Annotated in this window: 22 protein-coding genes and 2 pseudogenes; 12 read left to right on the forward strand and 12 right to left on the reverse strand. The window is 61.0% G+C overall.

All coding sequences use genetic code 11. The features are described 5' to 3' along the window. Positions 1-84 precede the first annotated feature (84 nt). Positions 85-732 (reverse strand): MarC family protein, encoded by a 648-nt coding sequence (locus N2600_RS10380; RefSeq protein WP_017964283.1) that lies wholly within the window; start codon positions 730-732, stop codon positions 85-87. A 236-nt stretch (positions 733-968) separates the two neighbouring features. Here N2600_RS10380 and gyrA point away from each other — a divergent pair, with 236 nt between their 5' ends. Further along, positions 969-3803 carry a DNA gyrase subunit A gene (gyrA, locus tag N2600_RS10385; RefSeq protein ID WP_017964284.1) on the forward strand — a complete coding sequence of 945 codons (2835 nt, stop codon included), beginning with the start codon at positions 969-971 and terminating at the stop codon, positions 3801-3803. Positions 3804-3977: 174 nt separating this feature from the next. Here the strand turns inward: gyrA and N2600_RS10390 are convergent, their stop codons facing one another. From N2600_RS10390 to N2600_RS10400, 3 genes are all read right to left on the reverse strand, one after another. Next, positions 3978-4112: a hypothetical protein gene (locus N2600_RS10390; protein WP_260298902.1), complete on the reverse strand. Its 135-nt coding sequence runs from the start codon at positions 4110-4112 to the stop codon at positions 3978-3980. 36 nt (positions 4113-4148) lie between these two features. Continuing rightward, positions 4149-4304 (reverse strand): hypothetical protein, encoded by a 156-nt coding sequence (locus tag N2600_RS10395; RefSeq protein WP_003539654.1) that lies wholly within the window; start codon positions 4302-4304, stop codon positions 4149-4151. Positions 4305-4427: 123 nt separating this feature from the next. Continuing rightward, positions 4428-4709 (reverse strand): hypothetical protein, encoded by a 282-nt coding sequence (locus tag N2600_RS10400; RefSeq protein ID WP_222383953.1) that lies wholly within the window; start codon positions 4707-4709, stop codon positions 4428-4430. Positions 4710-4799: 90 nt separating this feature from the next. On the opposite strand from N2600_RS10400, the gene coaD reads away from it, so the two are divergent. The 5 genes from coaD (at position 4800) to tgt (ending at position 8742) form a co-directional block, all read left to right on the forward strand. Further along, positions 4800-5294: a pantetheine-phosphate adenylyltransferase gene (coaD, locus tag N2600_RS10405; RefSeq protein WP_017964286.1), complete on the forward strand. Its 495-nt coding sequence runs from the start codon at positions 4800-4802 to the stop codon at positions 5292-5294. A gap of 47 nt (positions 5295-5341) precedes the next feature. Further along, positions 5342-5914, forward strand: a complete 573-nt coding sequence (locus N2600_RS10410) for a peptidylprolyl isomerase (RefSeq protein WP_017964287.1) — start codon at positions 5342-5344, stop codon at positions 5912-5914. 29 nt (positions 5915-5943) lie between these two features. Further along, positions 5944-6453 (forward strand): peptidylprolyl isomerase, encoded by a 510-nt coding sequence (locus tag N2600_RS10415; RefSeq protein WP_003559389.1) that lies wholly within the window; start codon positions 5944-5946, stop codon positions 6451-6453. Between the two features lie 75 nt (positions 6454-6528). Further along, a complete protein-coding gene (gene queA / locus N2600_RS10420; protein ID WP_017964288.1) occupies positions 6529-7611 on the forward strand; it encodes a tRNA preQ1(34) S-adenosylmethionine ribosyltransferase-isomerase QueA in 1083 nt (360 codons plus the stop codon). Beyond that, positions 7612-8742 carry a tRNA guanosine(34) transglycosylase Tgt gene (gene tgt / locus N2600_RS10425; protein ID WP_260298695.1) on the forward strand — a complete coding sequence of 377 codons (1131 nt, stop codon included), beginning with the start codon at positions 7612-7614 and terminating at the stop codon, positions 8740-8742. Between the two features lie 2 nt (positions 8743-8744). Here the strand turns inward: tgt and N2600_RS10430 are convergent, their stop codons facing one another. The 6 genes from N2600_RS10430 to N2600_RS10455 all read right to left on the reverse strand — a co-directional run bounded on the left by N2600_RS10430 (position 8745) and on the right by N2600_RS10455 (position 14939). Further along, positions 8745-9830, reverse strand: coding sequence for an acyltransferase family protein (locus N2600_RS10430; protein ID WP_222383955.1), 1086 nt, complete (start codon positions 9828-9830; stop codon positions 8745-8747). 109 nt (positions 9831-9939) lie between these two features. Beyond that, a complete protein-coding gene (locus tag N2600_RS10435; protein WP_222383956.1) occupies positions 9940-10368 on the reverse strand; it encodes a DUF4864 domain-containing protein in 429 nt (142 codons plus the stop codon). A gap of 82 nt (positions 10369-10450) precedes the next feature. After that, on the reverse strand, positions 10451-11716 hold the full coding sequence (gene fabF / locus N2600_RS10440) for a beta-ketoacyl-ACP synthase II (RefSeq protein ID WP_017964292.1): 1266 nt from the start codon (positions 11714-11716) through the stop codon (positions 10451-10453). Positions 11717-11729: 13 nt separating this feature from the next. After that, positions 11730-12236 carry a winged helix-turn-helix transcriptional regulator gene (locus N2600_RS10445; protein WP_222383958.1) on the reverse strand — a complete coding sequence of 169 codons (507 nt, stop codon included), beginning with the start codon at positions 12234-12236 and terminating at the stop codon, positions 11730-11732. Between the two features lie 41 nt (positions 12237-12277). After that, positions 12278-12580, reverse strand: coding sequence for a hypothetical protein (locus N2600_RS10450; protein ID WP_222335196.1), 303 nt, complete (start codon positions 12578-12580; stop codon positions 12278-12280). 232 nt (positions 12581-12812) lie between these two features. Next, positions 12813-14939 (reverse strand): calcium-binding protein, encoded by a 2127-nt coding sequence (locus N2600_RS10455; RefSeq protein ID WP_260298696.1) that lies wholly within the window; start codon positions 14937-14939, stop codon positions 12813-12815. Between the two features lie 261 nt (positions 14940-15200). Between N2600_RS10455 and N2600_RS10460 the strand changes: the two genes are divergently transcribed. Next, the gene (locus N2600_RS10460) at positions 15201-17573 is read left to right on the forward strand and encodes an alpha-amylase family glycosyl hydrolase (RefSeq protein ID WP_222335194.1); all 2373 of its coding nucleotides are present in this window, start codon (positions 15201-15203) and stop codon (positions 17571-17573) included. A 21-nt stretch (positions 17574-17594) separates the two neighbouring features. On the opposite strand, the gene N2600_RS10465 is transcribed toward N2600_RS10460, so the two are convergent. Together N2600_RS10465 and N2600_RS10470 are read right to left on the reverse strand one after the other, a co-directional pair. Further along, positions 17595-17783, reverse strand: a complete 189-nt coding sequence (locus N2600_RS10465) for a hypothetical protein (protein WP_026154148.1) — start codon at positions 17781-17783, stop codon at positions 17595-17597. A 156-nt stretch (positions 17784-17939) separates the two neighbouring features. Beyond that, positions 17940-18241 (reverse strand): annotated as a pseudogene (locus N2600_RS10470) (hypothetical protein). A gap of 146 nt (positions 18242-18387) precedes the next feature. On the opposite strand from N2600_RS10470, the gene N2600_RS10475 reads away from it, so the two are divergent. The 5 genes and pseudogenes from N2600_RS10475 to N2600_RS10495 all read left to right on the forward strand — a co-directional run bounded on the left by N2600_RS10475 (position 18388) and on the right by N2600_RS10495 (position 22763). Beyond that, positions 18388-18783, forward strand: coding sequence for a hypothetical protein (locus tag N2600_RS10475; protein ID WP_017960454.1), 396 nt, complete (start codon positions 18388-18390; stop codon positions 18781-18783). Positions 18784-19003: 220 nt separating this feature from the next. Then, positions 19004-19834, forward strand: a complete 831-nt coding sequence (locus N2600_RS10480; protein ID WP_222335193.1) for a metallophosphoesterase family protein — start codon at positions 19004-19006, stop codon at positions 19832-19834. Further along, positions 19831-21014: pseudogene (locus N2600_RS10485) on the forward strand (ABC transporter ATP-binding protein). The gene N2600_RS10480 and the pseudogene N2600_RS10485 overlap by 4 nt, the downstream one beginning before the upstream one ends. Continuing rightward, entirely contained in the window at positions 21007-21930 is a 924-nt protein-coding gene (locus N2600_RS10490; RefSeq protein WP_222279532.1) for a carbohydrate ABC transporter permease, read from the forward strand. Before N2600_RS10485 ends, N2600_RS10490 begins: the two are co-directional and overlap by 8 nt. Next, complete coding sequence (locus tag N2600_RS10495; RefSeq protein WP_162119268.1) at positions 21927-22763, forward strand: carbohydrate ABC transporter permease; 837 nt, start codon at positions 21927-21929, stop codon at positions 22761-22763. The genes N2600_RS10490 and N2600_RS10495 overlap by 4 nt, the downstream gene beginning before the upstream one ends. Positions 22764-22777: the final 14 nt, after the last annotated feature.

Raw genomic sequence — 22777 nt, forward strand, 5'->3', positions numbered from 1 at the left:
GCATGACGTCCATAACGGCGTCATGCTCTTCTTTGTTCTCGCGGCAGATCGTTCAGACCGCGGCCTCAATCGTCTACGGCCGTTTCAGTGCGGCGTCGCGCTGATCAGATTGAACGCCGACTTAGCCCCGTCGACGACGAACTGTGCGGCAAGGGCGGCCAGGATGACGCCGAGGAGCCGTGTCAGGATGGCCCGGCCGGTGACGCCGAGGAAACGGTCCAGCCTTTCGGCGATGAGCAGCATGACGAAGGTCAGCAGCAGATTGGCGGCAAGGACGCCGATCAGCTGGGCTTTCCCGATCGAGGTGGCGAGCGTGCCGGCTAGCAGGATCGTCGCCGAGATCGCACCCGGACCTGATATCAGCGGCAAGGCGAGGGGAAAGACGGCGATATTCTCGATATGATCCTTGGTGATCGCCGCCTCGGTCGCCTTCTCCTTGCGCTCCTGCCGCCTCTCGAACACCATCTCGAAGGCGATCCAGAACAGCAGCAGGCCGCCGGCGATGCGGAAGGCGCCGATCGAAATTCCGAGCACGCCTAGCACGCCGGCGCCAAACAGCGCGAAGACGGCAAGGATGATGAAGGCGATGACCGAGCCGCGCAGCGCCACCTGCTTGCGCTCGGTCCGGCTCATGCCTGTCGTCAGGCCCAGAAAGATCGGCGCAAGCCCCGGTGGATCGATGGTGACGAGCAGCGTCGTGAAGGCGTTGATCAATTGGTCGGCGCTTGCCATCGGCTCTCCGGAACCCCATATGGGTGCGTGGTTCAAATGATTGTGAAGCGGGGATTTCGATTTGGCAAATATCCCGCGGCGGCCCGCGGCGGATTTGTCCGGTCCGGCCGCGAAACTTGCATGTTTTACCCTCTTTAAGCCGCAAAAGCCTGTTCAAAACGCGCTGTGAAATTGGCGCGGCAACAGGCTTTCCGCTATAAATCTTCCAGTGATTCTAGAAGAGATCGTGATCTGTTTTGACTGAGCAAACACCCCCCGGCGGCGGGAAGCTCCCGCCAGGCATCGAGCCCATCTCCATCATGGAGGAAATGCAGCGGTCGTATCTCGATTACGCCATGAGCGTCATCGTCAGCCGCGCGTTGCCCGACGTGCGCGACGGCCTGAAGCCCGTGCACCGGCGCATCCTCTACGGCATGTCCGAGCTCGGCATCGACTGGAACAAGAAATACGTCAAATGCGCCCGCGTCACCGGTGACGTGATGGGTAAATTCCATCCGCACGGCAACTCCGCGATCTATGATGCGCTCGCCCGCATGGCGCAGCCCTGGTCGCTGCGGCTGCCGCTGATCGACGGTCAGGGCAATTTCGGCTCAGTCGATGGTGATCCGCCAGCGGCCGAACGTTACACAGAATGCCGCCTCGAAAAGGCTGCTCATTCGCTGCTCGACGATCTCGACAAGGAAACCGTCGATTTCCGCGACAACTACGACGGCACGCTGTCCGAACCGGTCGTGGTCCCTGCCAAGTTCCCGAACCTGCTCGTCAACGGCGCCGGCGGCATCGCCGTCGGCATGGCGACCAACATCCCGCCGCACAATCTCTCCGAGGTCATCGACGGCTGCGTCGCGCTGATCGACGATCCGGCCATCGAACTGCCGGAACTGATGCAGATCATTCCCGGCCCCGATTTCCCCACAGGTGCGAAGATCCTCGGCCGTGCCGGCATCCGCTCCGCCTATGAGACCGGCCGCGGATCCGTCATCATGCGCGGCGTCGCCGCTATCGAGCCGATGCGCGGTGACCGCGAGCAAATCATCATCACCGAGATTCCCTATCAGGTGAATAAGGCAACGATGATCGAGAAGATGGCCGAGCTGGTGCGCGACAAGCGCATCGAAGGCATCTCCGACCTGCGCGACGAATCCGACCGCCAGGGGTATCGCGTCGTCGTCGAGCTGAAGCGCGATGCCAATGCCGAGGTCATCCTCAACCAGCTTTATCGCTATACGCCGCTGCAGACCTCCTTCGGCTGCAACATGGTGGCGCTGAACGGCGGCAAGCCCGAACAGCTGACGCTGCTCGACATGCTGCGCGCTTTCGTCTCCTTCCGCGAAGAAGTCGTTAGCCGGAGAACAAAGTTCCTGCTGCGCAAGGCGCGTGACCGCGCTCATGTGTTGGTTGGTCTCGCCATTGCGGTCGCCAATATCGACGAGGTCATCCGCGTCATCCGCCAGGCGCCCGATCCGCAGTCGGCTCGTGAGGAGCTGATGACCCGCCGCTGGCCGGCGGAAGATGTCGAAAGCCTGATCCGTCTGATCGACGATCCGCGCCATCGCATTAACGAGGATCTCACCTACAACCTCTCGGAAGAGCAGGCCCGGGCCATCCTCGAACTGCGCCTTGCCCGCCTGACGGCCCTTGGCCGCGACGAAATCGGCGACGAACTCAACAAGATCGGCGAGGAAATCAAGGATTACCTCGATATCCTCTCCTCGCGCGTCCGTATCCAGACTATCGTCAAGGACGAACTTATCGCTGTCCGCGACGAGTTCGGCACACCGCGCCGCACCGAGATCGTCGATGGCGGTCTCGAAATGGACGACGAGGATCTGATCGCCCGCGAAGACATGGTCGTCACCGTCTCGCATCTCGGTTACATCAAGCGCGTGCCGCTGACCACCTACCGCGCCCAGCGCCGCGGCGGCAAGGGCCGCTCCGGCATGACGACCCGCGACGAAGATTTTGTTAGCCGGCTATTCGTCGTCAACACCCATACGCCGGTGCTGTTCTTCTCCTCGCGTGGCATCGTCTACAAGGAGAAGGTCTGGCGCCTGCCGATCGGCACGCCGACCTCACGCGGCAAGGCGCTGATCAACATGCTGCCGCTCGCACCCGGCGAACGCATTACCACCATCCTGCCTTTGCCCGAGGACGAGGCGAGCTGGGACAATCTCGACGTCATGTTCTCGACGACGCGCGGCACGGTCCGCCGCAACAAGCTGTCGGACTTCGTCCAGGTCAACCGCAACGGCAAGATCGCTATGAAGCTCGAGGAGGAGGGCGACGAAATCCTCTCCGTCGAGACCTGCACCGAACATGACGACGTGCTGCTGACGACCGCACTCGGTCAGTGCATCCGCTTCTCCGTGGACGATGTCCGGGTCTTTGCCGGCCGCAACTCGATCGGCGTGCGAGGCATCAATCTCGGCGATCGCGACCGCATCATCTCCATGACGATCGTTGGTCATGTCGATGCCGAGCCGTGGGAGCGCGCTGCCTATCTCAAGCGTTCCGCCACTGAACGCCGGGCGACGGGCGTGGATGAAGAGGATATTGCGCTGGTCGGTGAAGAAGTCACCGAGGAGGGACAGCTCTCCGACGAGCGCTATGAAGAGCTGAGAGCACGCGAACAATTCGTGCTCACCGTCTCCGAAAAGGGCTTCGGCAAGCGTTCGTCCTCCTACGACTTCCGTATCTCCGGCCGCGGCGGCAAGGGCATCCGCGCCACCGATACGTCCAAGACCGCCGAGATCGGCGAGCTGGTCGCGGCCTTCCCGGTCGATGACGGCGACCAGATCATGCTGGTCTCCGATGGCGGCCAGCTGATCCGTGTGCCGGTCGGCGGCATCCGCATCGCCAGCCGCGCCACCAAGGGCGTCACCATCTTCTCGACGGCCAAGGACGAGAAGGTCGTCTCGGTCGAGCGCATCAGCGAGCCGGAGGAGGAGGAGACGGAGGAGGCTGTCGAGGTCGCCGGAAGCGCCCCTACTACCGACGAAGGTGCTGCCGAAAGTGGCGGCGGCGAGGCGCCGATTGCCGATGGCGATCCGGCCGGGCCTGCCGAGGAATGATCAAGTGAACGGGGCGGCTTCGAGCCGCCCTTTTCTTTTCACGCGGGCCATTTTCTTTTCAAGTCGGATAGTGGTTTAGGACTACGCCCAATGAAAAAGCCGGACGCTGGTGCATCCGGCTTTGACTGGCCCTGGCGACGGAAGGGTGTCGCTCAAGGTGGGAAGAGAGGAATGTCAGAACGCTCTATGTTTTTCGTTCAGCGCCTTCACCTCTTCGCCTTCGCGCCGGAGCGCTGAAATCGTCGAGGCCACAGACACGATGAACATGACGCTGATAAGGGCTGTGAGCATTGTCAAGATCGTGAACATAGGCATTCCTTTCCTGGGGAGTTGCGTTCTCGCCCCTCAGTATTGGCCCAGCACGGCCGTCCGGGCCGAAGCATAGGGACCATAAACCTTGGACGTATCAACCTTCTGATCATAGAGAGCGACAGTTGCGGTCAGCATGCCCGTGACCATTACCATCCACAGCACGTTAATCATCGTAATCTTGCCGGGCATTTTTATTCCTTCCGCGCCGCATCTATGTATCGGTTGAATGAACGCATCCGTCTGAAAATGGTTCCGCCGGATGTTGATCGGGTGTTTACCAATGGCGATCTGAAGCGACCTTGAATGTCGCGTTCATCTGGCGTTCAGATTCGAAGCTTCGCGCAGCCGACCCTGGGCGCGCACGATCGCCGCATGCTCGGCGAGCTCCGGCCGTACCCAGCTCACCTCGTATTGATCGGCGAAATAGCCATAGACCATCTCGGCGGCGAGAGAGAAAACGACGGCAAGTGCAACGAGCACGATCAGCATGGACTTGGTCTTTCGGGGAGCGCCGGATGCCGGAATGGCAGCGGCTGCCTTGATGATCCAAGTTAAGCAGATCCCGTCTGAAACCGCCTTGAACGGCACATTCATCCGCCGTTCAGTCGTCCGGAACGACTGGCCAAATCACTTGCGGCAAGCCGGCATCCGTGACAAAAGGCGTCAAACCAACGGCCGGACCAGATGACGACAGCTTTTTATCCGGGGTCCTTCGACCCGATCACCAATGGGCATGTGGATGTTCTGGTCCAGGCGCTGAACGTCGCCGAGAAGGTCATCGTCGCGATCGGCATCCATCCCGGCAAGGCGCCGCTCTTCTCCTTCGAAGAGAGAGCAGAGCTGATCCGCCGTTCGCTGGCCGAGGCGCTGCCCGGCAAGACCGGCGACATCGCCGTCGTCGCCTTCGACAATCTGGTCGTCGATGCCGCCCGCACCCATGGCGCGACGCTGTTGATCCGCGGTCTTCGCGACGGCACCGATCTTGATTATGAAATGCAGATGGCCGGCATGAACCGGACGATGGCGCCCGATATCCAGACCATCTTTTTGCCGGCGGGCACGGCCTCGCGGCCCATTACCGCCACATTGGTCCGCCAGATCGCCGCCATGGGCGGCGATGTCAGCGCTTTCGTGCCGGCCGCCGTCTTGCAGGCCCTCACATCCAAGCGCTCAAACTAGTAAGAACAAAGCAAAGACTAGGCGGAACCCGCCGCAATGGAGCTCACATGAAACTCTTTTATCTCGCATTTGCCGGCGTGTTGTATCTCGCCTCCTTCGCGGGGGATGCTTTTGCCCAGTCGGCCGATCACTATCTCACCATCCAGCTGAAGAACGGCCCTGTCGTCATCCAGCTCATGCCTGAGGTGGCGCCGAAGCATGTCGCCCAGATCGAGGCGCTGGCCAAGAAGGGCGAATATGACAACGTCGCCTTCCACCGCGTCATCGACGGCTTCATGGCTCAGACAGGCGACGTCAAATACGGCAATATGGAAAAGGGCTTCGATGCCAGCCTCGCCGGCACCGGCTCCTCGGATATGCCCGATATCCCGGCCGAATTCTCCAAGACCCCGTTCGTGCGCGGCACGGTCGGCATGGCCCGCTCGCAGGATCCGAATTCCGCCAATTCGCAGTTCTTCATCATGTTCGCCGACGGTTCCTTCCTGAACGGCCAGTACACCGTCGTCGGCAAGGTCGTCTCCGGCATGGAAAACGTCGACAAGATCAAGAAGGGCGAAGGCCAGAACGGCGAAGTCAAAAGCCCAGACCGGATGATCAAGGTCACCCTGGGCAAGAAGTAAGTTACGAGAGAAACAAGAGGAGAAGGCAAATGGCCGAGATCAAGGATCCCGAAAACACCGTCATTCTGGAAACCACCAAGGGCAAGGTTGTCATTCAGCTTTTGCCACAGGTCGCCCCGGAACATGTCGCCCGCATCAAGGAACTCGCCCGCGAGAAGGCCTATGACGGCGTCGTCTTCCACCGCGTCATCCAGGATTTCATGGCCCAGACGGGAGATGTCGAATTCGGCAAAAAGGGCTCGGAAACCTTCAATCCCGGCCGCGCCGGCATGGGCGGCTCTTCGAAGCCGGACCTGAAGGCTGAATTCTCGGCGACCACGCATACGCGCGGCACCTGCTCGATGGCCCGTTCGCAGAACCCGAACTCGGCCAATTCGCAGTTCTTCATCTGCTTCACCGACGCGCCCTGGCTGAACAAGCAGTATTCGGTCTGGGGTCAGGTCATCGAAGGCATGGACAATGTCGACAAGATCAAGCGCGGCGAGCCGGTTTCTGATCCGGACTCGATCGTCTCCATGCGGGTTGCCGCCGACGTCTGATTGTGATTTCTGCTGAAACCCGCCCTTGCGCATTGCTGCGCGGGGGCGGGTTTCGCTTTGCCTGAAAGTGCCCTGATGCGCGTAGACCTTTTCGATTTCGACCTGCCCGATGAACGCATCGCGTTGAGGCCCGCTGAACCGCGCGACGGCGCGCGCCTGCTCGTCGTCGATCCGAATGCGGAAAGCCGCCTGTCTGATCATCGCGTCGGCGATCTCATGTCGTTCCTGCGGGCCGGCGACGCGTTGGTTTTTAACGATACCAAGGTCATTCCCGCCCAACTCGAGGGCATCCGCCATCGCGACGGCGCCGGCGGCCAGCAGGTTTCCGCAACGCTGCACATGCGCGTGGGCGCCAGCCGCTGGAAGGCGTTCGCCAAGCCGGGCAAGCGTATCAAACAGGGCGATCGCATCTCCTTCGGCCATTCCGGCGAAAGCTGTTTCCTCGGTTCGCTCGATGCCACCGTCGAGGAAAAGGGCGAGGCCGGCGAGGTGACGCTGCTGTTCGATCTCTCAGGACCTGCGCTCGACGAGGCGATCGCCGCCGTCGGCCATATTCCGCTGCCGCCCTATATCGCCGCCAAGCGCCCCGAGGACGAGCGCGACCGCGAGGACTACCAGACGATCTATGCCCGTGAGGAAGGCGCCGTCGCCGCGCCGACAGCCGGCCTGCATTTCACGCCCAGGCTGTTCGATGCGCTCGATAGCGCCGGCATCGAACGCCATTTCGTCACGTTGCACGTCGGCGCCGGCACCTTCCTGCCCGTCAAGGCCGACGATACCGCCGATCACAAGATGCATCTCGAAAGCGGTTATGTCAGCGCCGAGATTGCGGCCCAGTTGAATGCCGTGCGGGAAAGAGGCGGGCGCATCGTCTGTGTCGGCACGACCTCATTGCGGCTCATCGAGAGTGCCGCCGAGGAAAGCGGAGAGATTATGCCCTGGGCCGGCGCTACCGGCATCTTCATCACGCCTGGTTACCGCTTCAAGGCGGTCGATATGCTGATGACCAATTTCCACCTGCCGCGTTCGACGCTCTTCATGCTGGTCTCGGCCTTTTCGGGCCTCGATACGATGCGTGCCGCCTATGACCACGCCATTCAGGCGGGCTACCGCTTCTATTCCTATGGCGATGCCAGCCTTCTCTTCCGGAAAGCCTAGATGACCAACACCTTCCAATTCACGCTTGACAAGACCGATGCCGGCGCACGCCTCGGCCAGATCTCCATGCCGCGCGGCGAGATCCGCACGCCGGCCTTCATGCCGGTCGGCACCGTCGGCACGGTTAAGGCCATGTATCTCGACCAGGTGCGCGAGACCGGCGCCGATATCATCCTCGGCAATACCTATCACCTGATGCTGCGCCCGACGGCCGAGCGCGTCGCCCGTCTCGGCGGTCTGCATAAGCTCATTCGCTGGGAGCATCCGATCCTGACGGACTCGGGCGGTTTCCAGGTGATGTCGCTATCCGGCCTGCGCAAGCTCGACGAGCAGGGCATCACCTTCAAGTCGCATGTCGATGGCAGCCTGCACCATATGTCGCCGGAGCGCTCCATCGAAATCCAGGGGCTGCTCGGCTCCGACATCCAGATGCAGCTCGATGAATGCGTGGCGCTGCCGGCCGAGCCGAAGGAGATCGAGCGCGCCATGGAAATGTCGTTGCGCTGGGCCGAGCGCTGCAGGGTCGCCTTCGGCGAGCAGCCCGGCAAAGCGATGTTCGGCATCGTCCAGGGCGGCGATATCCCGGCGCTGCGCATCCGCTCGGCCGAGGCGTTGAGCCAGCTTGACCTCAAGGGTTATGCGATCGGCGGCCTGGCGGTCGGCGAACCGCAGGACGTCATGCTGGAGATGCTGGAAACGACACTGCCGGTACTTCCTCTGGAAAAGCCACGTTACCTCATGGGTGTCGGCACTCCGGACGATATCCTGAAATCGGTCGCCCGCGGCATCGACATGTTCGACTGCGTCATGCCGACCCGTTCAGGCCGTCACGGTCTGGCTTTTACCCGCCGCGGCAAGGTCAATATCCGCAATGCCCGCCATGCCGAAGATATGCGCCCGCTTGACGAACAGTCGAACTGCCCGGCCTCGCGCGATTATTCGCGTGCCTATCTGCACCATCTCGTCCGCTCCAACGAGGCGCTCGGCGGCATGCTGCTCTCCTGGCACAATCTCGCTTATTACCAGGAACTGATGCAGGGCATCCGCAAGGCGATCGCCGAAGGCCGCTTCGCCGATTTCATGGAGGAAACACAGGAGGAATGGGCGAGGGGTGATCTCGAACCGGTGTAAGGCTACTCCGCTCCCGCGTTGCTTGCCGAGGGGACCGCAGACGCCGGGTTTGGTGCAACCATCGTCTTGAGCTTTTTGCGCGCTGGCTCGTCGAAGCGAATGGCAACGATCCCAGCCGCAATGAAAATCGCTATCACGACGACCATACCTGATGCCGGAGAGGCCGGAAGGTCAAAGCCCTTTTGCCGCAGTGACTGCAGCAGGCTGAAGATTGGCCCGTGTAGAATATAAATCGGATAGGAAAGCCTCCCCAGCCAACGGAATAGCAGCTCGACCAAACCGGTCTGCCTTGTGCGCATCGCGAGCCAGACAATGGCCGGAAAGACCACGAGGCATATTGAGAAATCAAAATACGGGAAACCGAAGAACGTGCTGGCCGATATGCCTGTGATGAAGATCAGACATCCACACAGACAAAGGCCGACAATGTTGCCGTTATTGGCCGTAGTCGGGTTCTGGATATCATAGAGCCTGTAGAGGCAGATCCCGAGCGAGAACGAGAACAGCACCCTTGAAAAGCCAAATATGAAGTAGCCAGGCTGGTGGCCGATGTCGAGGTTGCCTCCGACCAATGCCCCGCACATGGTGATGCCCGCAGTCCCCAGGGCGATGGCGAGCAAGCTGCTGAGTGACAGTCGTGTCAGAAGGACGGAGAACAACATCCCCGCCCAGAGCTCGAAGAAGAGCGACCAGCTAGGCCCATTGAAAGGAAAGAGACTTTCAAGATTTGTGCTTGGAACGAACAGGATCGCCTTCAGCAGAAGGCCTGCCAGGGTGAAGTAGTCCAACCCGTTTTGAAGTGCATAGTTGAAAAGGCCAATCGGAAGCGAAAGAAGATAAAGAGGATAAAGCCGAATGATACGCTGCAGCAGAAATCCGGCGGGCGAAATCTGTCCCGTCGTCAGTTGCCTCTCATATGAATTTGCAAGAACGACGCCGCTCAATAGAAAGAAGAGGTCAACGGCAAGGTAACCGATATTCGCCGGCATCGGACCCAGCGTGCCACCGGTATGAAGGAACATGACCACGACGGCCGCAATTCCTCGCAACGCCTCAAGAGCTGTGAAAAATTGTTTGCCAGCGTTCAATATAACAACCCTCCGTTGGTAGTTTGTTACTCCAGGAGGATTTCTAAATCGTTAGCGCAACGAGGCCGTGTAAATCAATTGGGTCCCGTCGAAGAGAGGAGACAGCGCGTTAGATGCCCTTGCTGTCCGCGTCCGACATGATCTGCACGCCATTGATCCTGTAGCTGCCGTCCGGCTGGCGGGTGATCTGGTAGATCGCCGTCCAGTCCTTGCCGTCGCGGCCCGAAATCAGCACCTCGTGATAGATCAGCGCGCCGTTGTCGATCGAGCGGCAGCGCCCGAAGGCATAATTGCCTGGGTGATAGACCGGCTCGTAGCTCTTCTTCACCATGGCGAAAAACAGGTTCTTATCGGGATACATCGCCCTGATGCCGGGCGCGGCGAAGGAATAGGCGGTCTCGGCATCGTCCTTGAGGAAGGCCTTGATCTGTTCCTCGATCATCGTCCGCGTCGTGTCGATCGGATCTTCGGCGCGGGCCGATACGGAGGAGAGGGCGGATGCGGCACACAGGATGAGAACTGCGAAGAAGGCGCGCATGGATTGATCTCCGGCTCTGTCAGGGAAACGATCCCCCGACAGGCAGAAGTGTAGGCGATTTCTGGCGCAAGAAAAGCGGACTTTACGACCAGCGCCGGAAGAGGGCGCTGGCATTCACCCCGCCGAAGCCGAAACCGTTGGTGATCGCATAGTCCATTGCCAGCGGCCGCGCCGTCTTGCCGACGATATCGATGCCGTCGGCGGCTGGATCGGCCTGATCCAGGTTGCGGGTCGGCGGCGCGATCTGGTCGCGCAGCGCAAGGATGGTGAAGATCGCCTCCAGCCCGCCGGCGGCACCGAGCAGATGCCCCGTCGCCGATTTGGTCGCACTGACGGCAATGCCGCCATTGCGGCCGAAGATTGTGCCGATCGCCGCGATCTCGCCTCTGTCACCGACCGGCGTCGAGGTCGCATGCGCGTTGAGATGCTTGACCTCGGAGGCGGGGATCTTTGCCTGCCGCAGTGCCGCGTCAATCGCCCGGCGGGCGCCGTCGCCATCTTCAGGTCCTGAGGTCATGTGGTAGGCGTCTGCCGCCGTGCCGTAGCCGACGAGCTCGGCGAGTGGTGTGGCGCCGCGGGCAAGCGCGTGCTCGAGCGTCTCAATGACCAGGATGCCGGCGCCTTCGCCCATGACGAAACCGTCGCGGGCCGTGTCGAAGGGCCGTGACGCCAGCTCCGGCGTCTCGTTGAAGCCGGTGGAAAGGGCACGTGCAGCGGCAAAGCCGCCGAGGCTCACCTTGTCGATGCAGGCCTCGGCACCGCCGCAGATCGCCACATCCGCTTCGCCGGAGCGGATCAGCCGCGCCGCGTCGCCGATTGCCTGGACGCTGGCCGCACACGCCGTCACCGGGGCCCCGAGCGGCCCCTTGAAGCCGTAGCGGATGCTGACCTGGCCGGCGGCGAGGTTGACGAGGAAGGCGGGCACGGTGAAGGGCGACAGCCGCCGCACGCCGCGCGTTTCGCCGATCCGCACCGCTTCGGCGATCGCCGGAAAGCCGCCAACCCCCGACGCGATTATCGTTGCCGTGCGCTGGCGCTCGGCTTCGTCGGTCGGCATCCAGCCGGCCTGTTTTACTGCTTCCTCCGTCGCCGCCATGGCGAAGTGGATGAAACGGTCCATCTTCTTCTGGTCTTTCGGCGGGATGTAACGATCGGGATCGAAGCCGGCCTCAGCATCTTCTGCGATACCGGGAACGATGCCGCCGACCTTGGCCGAGAGCTCGCCGACGATATCCTCCGCCAGCACCCTCAGCCCCGAACCGCCGTCGAGAAGGCGCTTCCAGGCGGGATCGACGCCGGTGCCGAGTGGCGAGACAAGTCCCATTCCGGTGACAACGATACGATCCATTTCCTTTTCCTTTCTATGCGTCGATGCCGAGATACCAGGCGCGCATGCGGGCGATCCGCTCGTGCACCTCATCGTCGGCGGCAGGGCCTGCAAGCAGGCTGGTGTTTTCGGGTGTCACCTGTTCGCCGGTCCGCGCATCGACCAGCACCGCCTGACGCTCTTTACCGGAGGCGGCATCGCCCAAGAGAAAGGCAAGGTCTTCCTCACGAATGTGCCGGTTTCCCCAGGAAAACAGGGTCATCAGAACAGGAAAGAAATCACGGCCCTTGTCCGTCAGCCGATATTCGTAGCGGGCAGGGCGCTGATGGTAGAGCCGCCGTTCGAACAGCCCCTTTTCCGTCAGGTGTTTCAGCCGCCGTGTCAGGATATTCGGCGCCACGCCGAGGCTTTTCTGGAATTCGTCGAAGCGCGAAAGCCCCTGGAAGGCGTCGCGCAGGATCAGCATGCTCCACCAGTCGCCGACGCTGTCGAGCGCGCGCGCCGCCGGGCATTTGAAGTCACTGAAGCTCGTCCGTTGCATGGCTAATGTCACTATAGCAGTGACTATCATCATGCAAGTTACTATGTGGCGTTGCCCTCGAAAATGCGGGCGAGCAGCATGCCGGTGACGAGCATGCCGATTGCCATGAAGATCGTATCGCCCGGCGTGCCGATATAGAGCGGCCCGACATTGGCAAACAGCAGGAAGGCGATGACGAAATTCGCCCAGCCCCAAACGACATTGGCTGTCGGCGAGCCAAGCTTTGCCCCTTGCGCGAATGGGATGCGGAAGCGCCGGCCGCTCACTCCGTTGACGAAATGCGGGATGCCGTTGGTCAGAAATGCTGCGGCGATAAGGTGGGCGATATAGGCGATCCAGGGCAAAGGCTTCTCCGTTGCGGCACGAGTGGAGTCAACGGAGAATGTGGCCGGGATTTTCATGCCGGCAAGAGGAGGCTAAAGCATGTCGCGCAAAAGCGTGCAGCGGTTTTGCGGCAACGATATGCGTCAAAACAAAGAGTTAAAGCGAAAGGAGCGAATCTGAAAGATCGTGACGCGCTTTAGAAATGCACGTGGTGCGGCAGCCCGCTGCTGAATAGCGACGGGCCTGGCCGGGTCAGATCAGCACGAAATCCTTGAAGTGAAGCGCCGGAGAATTGTCGAGATCGGCGATATGGATTGCCGCACCCGCGGCACTTCCATCCGCATCAAAGGATAGAATGCCGCTGGCCTGGTCGTAGATCAGTCTATCGTCAGCTTCGAGCGCTTTCGTACCGACAACGAAATTCTCATCCGAAAATCCGGATAGGCTGAGTGCCGCGAAAATCGAATGGTCGAGCAGCAGCTTGTCGCCGGCCGCCGAGGAGAAATCTCGGATCTTGTCGATGCTCACATTGTCGGGCTTAACGTCGAAAACGAAGGAATCGGCGCCTCCGCCGCCGGTCAGAATGTCGGCGCCGGCTTTGCCGATCAGCTTGTCGTTGCCGAGCCCGCCGCTCAACTGGTCGGCGCCCTTGCCGCCATTGAGACTGTTGCTGCCGTCGTTGCCGGTCAGCACGTTGGACGTGTTGTTGCCCGTCGCGCTGAGATTGGCCGTTCCGGTCAAGGCAAGGTTCTCGATCGTTCCGGCCGTGCGCTTCAGATCGGCCAGGCTGAAGGAAGTCGAAGCCTTGACGGTGTCCTTGCCGGATCCGGCTGTTTCATCGGCAAAATCGCCGGCATTGTCGACCACATAGGTATCGTTGCCGGCGCGCCCCGCCATGTGGTCGGCGCCGGTGCTTCCATCGAGGATATTGTTGCCGGAATTGCCGACGAGAACATTCACCAGGCCATTTCCGGTGCCGTTCAGATTGGCGGTGCCGGTCAACGTCAGATTCTCGACGTTTCCGATCGTATGCGCCGTATCCTTGAGGCTGAAGCTGATCGACGACATGACGGTATCCGTTCCGCCGCCCCGGCTTTCGTCGACGATTTGATTCGCATTGGTCACGGTGAAGGTGTCGTTGCCGGTGCCGCCGTAAAGATGGTTGGTGGCCGGCGGCGGTGTGCTGGCGCCGGTGCCTGCTGCCTCGACGATAACGGGATGGTCGACGACATCGAGCGTCAGCGATGAGACGTTGCTGAGGCTTTTGATCGCCGTCGTTCCGGTCAGCGGGTCGAAGACCTTCACGGAGCCGAACGAGGCGCCGAGATTGACTTTGACGGCCGTGTCCGCAGCCTGAATGGCGGTATCAGTGGACTGGTTCCAGATATCGGGCTCATTCCAGATGGTGATCTGGTAGCTTCCGTCCGATTTTTCCGTCAGCAGGCTGCGGGCCGAGGACGGCAGACCGTCGATCGAATAATTGAGGGTCCCCGTGCTGAAGCTCGCCTTCGCAGCGCCTTCGTCCGCAAGGATTTCGGTCAGATTGTGGATCGCCGTCGCAGCCGGCTTGGCGGAATAGTCGAGATGAAAAAGGCCGAAATGCTTTTCCTGATTGGTGCCCTGCGGATCGGAATAGGCGTCCAGCAGCTCGTAGATGAATGTCTGCTTCGAGCCGAGGGCGGCGCCGTCCATCAGCGTATTGAGCAGGAGTTTTGCCTGCGTCGCTTCACTGACGCCTTCCCAGCCGCCATTGGTATCGGCGGTGAGCGAGGTGTGGTAACCGGTCTCGGTGATCGCCAGCGGCTTGCCCGGATCGGCAGCGCGCTGAACGCCGGATTCCCGGGAAAGCCATGAATATGGCTGGTCGCCATCCTTCGCATAGGTGTGGATCGTCGTGTAGTCGGAGGCCGACGCGACCGTATATCCGGTAAAGCCGAGAACGGGGATATTCTTCAGCAAGGGATCGGCGTTGACCGCGGCAGACAGGTCCTTCTGATAGGCGACCGCTGCGGCCTGGCCGCTCAGGCCCTGATAGCTGACCGGCCAGTTGTTGACTTCGTTCGGGCCTTCGATGCCGACGACCGATCCGGGATGGGCCTGCACGAAATCGTGCAGCCGCTGGGTGACGGTAGCGGGGTCGACTTCCCGCTGGGCGCTGAAGACGAATTGCACGCCGGCTTCGGCGGCATCGCCGAGATGCGTTTGGCCGTTAGGATCGGAGGCGGAGTTGGGGGCGTGATCGCGAACTGTATCAAGGCCAAGATAGTCGAGAGCCTTAACAACTTCTCCGACGTTGGAATATTTTCCGTCGGTGTAGTCGATATGCGTGTCAATTCCAAAGGAACGAATAATATCGTTTATTCTAACGGCTTGAGCCATAAGTTTTTCTCCCGGTTTACGAGGGAATTGGCAATGGGAATGAATCCCCATTTGTTGCCACCAATTCGATTTAATACACGAGGAGGATCGTGCGGAGCTGCCTCGTTAACCATGGTATATTGTTCCGAATGTGGCCCGTTTCGGATTGCATTTACTATGAAATCTGCGCTTGCATTTTTTCGTCCGGCCGGTTGATCATGCCCAAATGGGACGGCTCATAGGCAGAGTCCGGCGAAATCCGGCATGGTTTTGGAGGGTCCGATGACCGTCAATGTTCAATTCCGGTTTCGTAGCGGCTTGCCCTCGATGGCGTTCGACAATGTCCGTCTCCGGGGCAGTTGGGACGAACAAGGCCGCCCCTCGAACGAGTGGACATCTGTTCCAATGCAACGCTCTCGTGACGAGGATGGCTATGATGTCTTTGTCATCCGGGTTCCCTTTCCCGATGACGAGATCGGCACGCATTTTCGCTGGGGGATCGAGTTGGATCGACCCGGCGCTTCAAGCCTTTGGGCGATCGCCGCCGAAATGGACGACGAGGCCTCGACGCGTCGCCAACGCTCCTTCGGTCTCCAGCAGGGGATGGCGCCGCAGACCTATTATCTGACATGGATCGGCCGTCTGGGGGCGAATCGGGTTGAAAGGCGCGACGGTGCAGACGGCATCCGTTTTTCGGTCTGGGCGCCGAACGCCAGGGACGTCTCGCTCGTGCTTGCCGATCCCGCCATTGGCTACATCGCCGATGACGGCACCGGAGCGGTCGCAACCATCAGGATGCGCAGGACCGTTGATGGTTTCTGGAGCGTTGAAACCGGCGAGGACCACGGCCTTTCCGATTTCGACAGCATGGTCGGCACGCCCTATATGTACCGCATCACCAGGGATGATGGATCGCTCGCCTACCGCACCGATATCTGGTCCCTCATGCAGATCGGCGCCGGAGACTTCGATCCGGATGGAGCCGCCTATCACGGATCGCCGGCGGCATTGGACGGACCGCAAAGCTGTTCGGTGGTCTGCGACCCGAAGCGGGTGGTGCTGCCGTCGGGGGAGGAGCTTGTCGCCGAGGCGTTCTGGGCCGACGAATTCGTCGGCGGTCGAAAGCTTCCGGATCGGCTCGAGGATCTGGTGATCTATGAACTGCATGTCGGTGCCCTCGGTTTCGGTAAGGCCGCGCCCGGCACGCTTGATGATGCCATTGCCTTCGTCGAGCATCTTACCGAGCTCGGCGTCAACGCTGTGGAACTGCTGCCGATTGCGGAATTCGAGACGCGGGCCAACTGGGGTTACGGCACGTCGCATTTCTTTGCCGCCGACCAGGGGGCTGGCGGTACTGACCGGCTGAAGATGTTCGTCAAGGTCTGCCACCAGCGCGGCATCGCCGTCATCCTCGATGTCTGCTACAACCACTTCGATCCGGATGGCGAGCGGGCGCAATGGGCCTACGATTCCAACGATCACACCCGCAATATCTATTATTGGTACGAGGGACGCCCCGGCGATTACGCCGACCCGACAGGCGGCTATATCGACAACATCTCCACGGGATGGGCGCCCCGCTTCGACGAGGAAGCCGTGCGCCAGCTTCTCATTTCGAGCGCGGCATTTCTCGTCTCCGTCTGCCATATCGATGGTTTCCGGCTCGATCAGACAAGTTCGATCCATCAATATCCGGTGCTGCATGCCGATGGCCGGCGCGCCGATCGCGCCGCTGCCTTCGGGGCCAAGTTTCTGAAGCAGTGGACCCGCACGATGCGGCTGATCAAGCCGCAGCTTTTCCTGACGGCCGAGGATTATTCGGACTGGTCGGCGATGACGGAGCCAAGCCTGACCGGCAACGGGCTCGGCTTCGATGCGACCTGGTACGGCGATTTTCATCACAACCTCGTCGAATACCACGGCGGCGCACAGGCGCAGCTGTTGAAGAATGCCGGTTTCGGGGACAAGCGGGCGCTGACCATGTCGTCTCTTGCCGGCGCATTGCAGACGAGCGCGCGATCCAAGGTGGTCTACAATCAGTCGCATGACGATTGCGGCAATCGTGAAGGATCGGCACGGACCGCTGTTATCGCCGTCAATTTCGCGCCTGTTGTCGGCGAGACCAGGGCGTGGGCAGAGGCGAGATCCCGTTTCGCGGCTGCGATGACGCTGCTATCACCGGGGACGCCGATGTTTTTCATGGGCGAGGAAATCGGAGCCCAGAAGCCCTATCGCTACAATGATTTCCTCGAGAACCGGGAGAATATTCTCGGCGAAGCTGATGGCAACGGGGCAGGGATGCTCAGCTGTTATCGCGATCTGATCGCGCTCAGCATCCGCCAGGATGCCATTCGCTCCCGCAACATCTCCATTCCCCTGGTTCATGATGAAAATCGCGTGATCGCGTTTCATCGATGGAATGACGGCGAGGATTTCCTTGTCGTGGGGTCGCTGAACGACGCTCCCTTCGAACACGGCTATCGGTTGCACAGCGAACGGCTGGGGGACGACCTCTGGGAGGAGATCTTCAATAGCGATGCTCGCACATATGGCGGTTGGAACGTCGGTAATGGCGGCGGAAGAATCAGAGCAACGGCGGGAGTGCTGAATGCCGTCCTGCCGGCATCGGGCGTTCTGGTCTTTCGCAGGCTCTGACGCTTCCGACGTCCGGTATGGTCAGGCAAAGCCGAGCGGCAGATTTTCTACTTTTCTGTCATTGCCGTAGTCGCGCTCATGCGGCGAGCGACTGCGGCCGTCGCGGCGAGCGGAAAGATCGATCCGGTTTTCGGCGAAGATCCCATCGGGATAGGTGCCGGTGTCATGGCAATCGGCGTCGATCTTGGGTGCAAGGATTTTCAGGATCATCGGGGTTCCTCCACGGCGCAGCATCAACAGTTGGAAAGGTTGTCTGGTTCCATTCATAATCCCGCAATTATTAATAAATTAACCATAAATGCCGGTCTTCGGCAAAGGAGATCGCCATTCGCCTATCCGGACAGCCGCGATCGTTCTCAGGAACGTTCAATGGACGTTTGACGACGAGGACATCGACGCCAGCATTCCTCGATCGCGCGGAACAGCCGCGCTGTGTGCGCCAGCACTTCGGCGCCGACCTCTGTCTCGGCAATCGTGGTTGCCATGCTCTCCAAGCCGTCCGCCACCTCAATCAGCGCTGGCAGCATGTCGGCCCGTCCGATCGCTTCGGCCGATCTGGCCAGTTCGCGCAACGCCTCCGAATAGCTCGATATCAATGCGGGTTTCCGATCTGCCGGAATATCGCAGAACGAGCGTTTTTCAGCAGGCGACAGTGGTGACTTCGACATGGACGCGACCTGTTGAACCCCGAACGAGCTCGCATCCGCATTATTTCTTCCCGAGCCGGTCAATCGTCGCGAGGGCCGGCCGCTTGCATTGAAATGGAACTCCGGACCTGGATGGCCGTTGAGGTGCATGAACACAGGAGGTTTCCATGCAGCTGATCGATACTCGGGTGACACAAGCCGGCGACATCTTCACTGTCGAATTCCTGGGCGAGGGAGGAGAATCGATTTCCGTCAAAATCGACAACTCCCATGGCGAGCTCGACGACACGACGGCGGTCGACCACGCCAAGGTCATGATGGTTCAGCTGACCGCCTTTGCCGGCGGCGAAGCAGACGGCAGCATCAACCGTTACGATGCCTTGAGCAACGGCAATTTCGACGAAGGCAGCAAGGGCCTGATCGGCCAGCCGAGCGCGCGTTCGGCCGGCGATAGGCAAACGCTGGAAGAGGAACTCGATGAAGGCCTCGAGGACAGTTTTCCCGCAAGCGACCCTGTATCGGCAACGGTATCGTCCATTCCCGCAAACGCGCCACGGCACTGATTGCAACGCAATGTTGCAAGCGCCCGCATGTTCTTAATTCCAAACACGGCCAAGGCTGCTCCGGTTTTCACGAGCTGTCTCGGTCTGCATGACAGATTGATGTCAAAACTGAGAAACAGCTGAAAACCTCAGCTGTGTGATTGACATGGGAGCCTTCTAGAGAGGGCACGAGAAGGGAGCGCCCGTGACGCGCTGCCGAGGTCTCGGAGACGCGCGCCCCATGAAAATCATTCAGATCACCGACACCCATTTCAGTCCCGGCAAGCCGCATTTCAACGGCAACTGGGCACCGCTTCTGACCTGGATCGAAGAGACTGGCGCAGACCTGATCGTTCATACCGGCGATCTCACCGTCGACGGCGCCGACAAAGATGCAGACATCACCTTTTCGATGGATCTGATGCGCCAGGTGTCGATCCCGATGCTGATCGTCCCCGGCAATCACGATGTCGGCCACCTCAAGGGATCGGATCAGCCCGTCAATGCCGAGAGGCTGTCCCGCTGGCGCAGCCTTGCCGGCGACGACCGCTGGCTGGAGGATGCGGCCGGCTGGCGCTTCATCGGGTTGAATTCGCTGCTTCTCGGTCATGAGGATGACGAGGAGGACGCCCAGTTCGAATGGCTAGCTCAGGCGCTTTCCGACAGGGCAGGGCGACGCGTTGCGCTTTTTGCGCACAAGCCGCTATTCGTAGACGCGCCAGATGAAGGCGATACCGGATATTGGAGTGTTCGCCCGTCTGAGCGCCGGCGGCTCTATGATCTGATCGCTGCCCATGACGTGGCGCTGTTTGCAAGCGGCCATCTCCACTGGGCCTGGCAGGGGCGCTTTGACAATACCCAGCTGACATGGGGTCCGTCGGCCGCCTTCATTATCGACAAGATGGAGCGCGAGATGCCGGGTGAACGCCTGATCGGCGCGGTCGTCCACGAGTTCGATACTGCTGTCGAAAGCACGATCATCGCCGTTCCCGGCATGACTGCGCATGTACTCGACGATGTCGTGCACGAGGTCTATCCCCAGGCGCTCAAGCAGCGGGAACCCGCCGAATGAGCGCGCTCTCGCTTCGCGGCATCAGCAAGGCTTTCGGCGGCAACCAGATCCTCAATGGCGTCAGCCTGGATGTCGCCGCAGGCGAATTCATCGCGCTGGTCGGCCCTTCCGGCTGCGGCAAGAGCACGCTGTTGCGCGTCCTTGCCGGCCTCGATCACGCCGACCGGGGCGAGATCCTGATCGGCGGACGAGATATGTCCGGCGTTGCGGCCGCCGACCGCAACATCGCCATGGTCTTTCAGTCCTACGCGCTTTATCCGCATCTGACGGCCTCTGAAAATATCGCCGTGCCCTTGGCGATGCGCCGGCTGTCGAGAATGCAGCGGCTGCCCTTCATCGGGTCGCTGATACGGGCCAGCGCGCCACCCGCAGGGCGATCGCCCGCGACGTCAGGGATATGGCGACGTCGCTGAAGATCGACCACCTGCTTGACCGCAAGCCCGGTCAGATGTCGGGCGGCCAGCGTCAGCGCGTGGCGCTGGCCCGTGCCATGGTGCGCCAGCCGAGCATCTTCCTGATGGACGAGCCGCTGTCCAACCTCGACGCCAACCTGCGCGTCCACGCCCGCGGCGAGATCGTCGATCTGCATCGCCGCGCCGGCGTGCCGACACTCTATGTGACCCATGATCAGGCGGAAGCGCTGTCGATGGCCGATCGTGTCGCCGTGATGATGGGCGGAAAGCTGCTGCAGATCGCCAGCCCTGAGGTCATCTACGATGATCCCGCCCATATCGAGGTTGCTCGCTTCATCGGCCAGCCGCGCATCAATCTGCTGCCGGCCTTTGCCGAAGGCGGCGTCATTCTCTGCGGCGGCCTGCGCCTGATGCTTGAAAACGCAGCCGACGGGAAGACGCCGGTCACGCTCGCTATTCGCCCGGAATTCGTTTTTCTCTCCAAGAGCCGGCATGACGGCCTTGCCGCCCGGATTGAACGCGTCGAATTCCTGGGCTCCGAGGTCATTCTCCATTGCCGGCTCGACGCGATCGGCGAGACTATCGTCGCCAAGGTTCAGCCCTCCGAAGCCTCGGGCCTCGCGGCCGGCGATCCGGTCGGGCTGCGGCTTTCGCCCGGTCGCACGCTGATCTTTGCCGAGGACGGCAGCCGGCTGGCCGGCAGCGTTGCAACAGGCGATGCCGGGCTGATTGCGGGCGACTCTCAACGGGAGAGGGCGCATGGCTAGTATCGTCTCCATGGCCGTGGGGTACGATGCCGCCGTTGCGCATCGGCGCAGCGAGGCCCGTATCGCCTGGATGCTGGTGATGCCGGCGATGATCCTGCTGTCTCTCTTCGTGCTTTTGCCGGTTGTATCAGTCATCGTGCTCGGCTTTACCGATTTCGAACTCGGCTACGGCAAGTTTCGTTTCGTCGGCTTCGAGAATTACGCGCACTTGATCACCGACCGCACGTTTCGCAAGTCGCTGTGGAATACGACGGTCTATACGGCGATCGTCGCACCAATTTCGATCCTTCTCGGCCTTGGCATCGCCATGCTGATCGAGAGCGAGACGAAGGCGCGCAGCTTCTTCCGCACTGCCTATTTCCTCCCGGTCGCCTCGCTGATCGTCGCCATGGCGACCGTCTGGCAATACATGTTCCACCCCACAATCGGGCCGCTCAACGCACTGCTCGCCCTCGTCGGGATTCCCGGCCCGAACTGGCTCGGCAGCTCCGGCACGGTGCTTTACAGCCTGTCGATCATCGGCGTCTGGCAATCGGCCGGCTTCAACATGGTGCTGTTCCTGGCCGGGCTGACGGCGATCCCGCGCGAGCTCTATGCGGCCGCCGAGGTGGACGGCGCCAGATCCTCCCTCGACCGTTTTCTGCTGGTGACCTGGCCGATGCTCGGGCCGACGACGCTCTTCGTCATCACCATCAGCATCACCAATTCAGTCAAGGTCTTCGAGACCGTGAAGACGCTGACCGAGGGCGGTCCGAACAAGGCGTCGGAAGTGCTGCTCTTCACGATCTACCAGGAAGGCTTCGTCTATCTGCGCGTCGGTTATGCCTCGGCGATGACGGTGGTCTTTCTGCTGATCCTGGTGGTGCTGATGTTCCTGCAGTACCGCATTCTCGATCGCCGGGTGCATTACACATGATGACGAGCGCTTTTTCCCTCGGCAGGATCATCCGCCTGACCCTGCTTTCGCTCGGCGCGATCATCTTTCTGTCGCCCTACGTCTTCATGATCTCGACGGCTGGCAAGGCCCAAAGCGACATTTTCACCTCGTCGCTGTCGCTGATCCCGGCGCATCTCACCTATGCGGAGAATTTCGCCAAGGCCTTGAGCCGGGTGCCGATGGCGCGGCTCTTGTGGAACGGCGTCGTCGTCTGCGGGCTGATCTTCTTCTTCCAGGTGCTGGTGGCGATCCCTTGCGCCTACGCCATGGCAAAGCTGCGCTTCGGCGCCGCCCGCGCCATGATGGTGCTGGTCATGCTCGGCCTTCTGGTGCCGATCCATGCGACCGCGCTGCCGCTCTATGTTGCCTTCGACCGCGCCGCGCTGCTCAACAGCTATGCCGCCCTTGTCGCGCCCTTCACCATTTCGGTCTTTGCGATCTTCATGTTCCTGCAGTTCTTCCGCGCCATGCCTGATGATCTGATCCATGCCGCGCGTCTCGACGGCATGTCGGAACTCGGCATCGTCGCCCGCGTCATCGTGCCGAATGCCTGGCCGGCGGTTACCGCCTTCGCCATCTTCTCGGTCGTCGCGCACTGGAACGATCTCTACTGGCCGCTGATCGTCATCAGCAAGCAGGACTATGCCACACCACCGCTGGGCCTGATGTATTTCCGCGCCGCCGAGGCCGGCGACGACTACGGCGCGCTGATGGCGGCGACCCTCATCATTACCCTTCCCCTCGTCATCGCCTTCCTGCTTGCGCAGAAGCGCTTCGTCGAGGGCATCACCATGACCGGTCTCAAAGGCTGACCGGTTTCAACCCA

The organism is Rhizobium sp. WSM1274, from assembly GCF_025200775.1.
Taxonomy (GTDB): Bacteria; Pseudomonadota; Alphaproteobacteria; order Rhizobiales; family Rhizobiaceae; genus Rhizobium; species Rhizobium leguminosarum_I.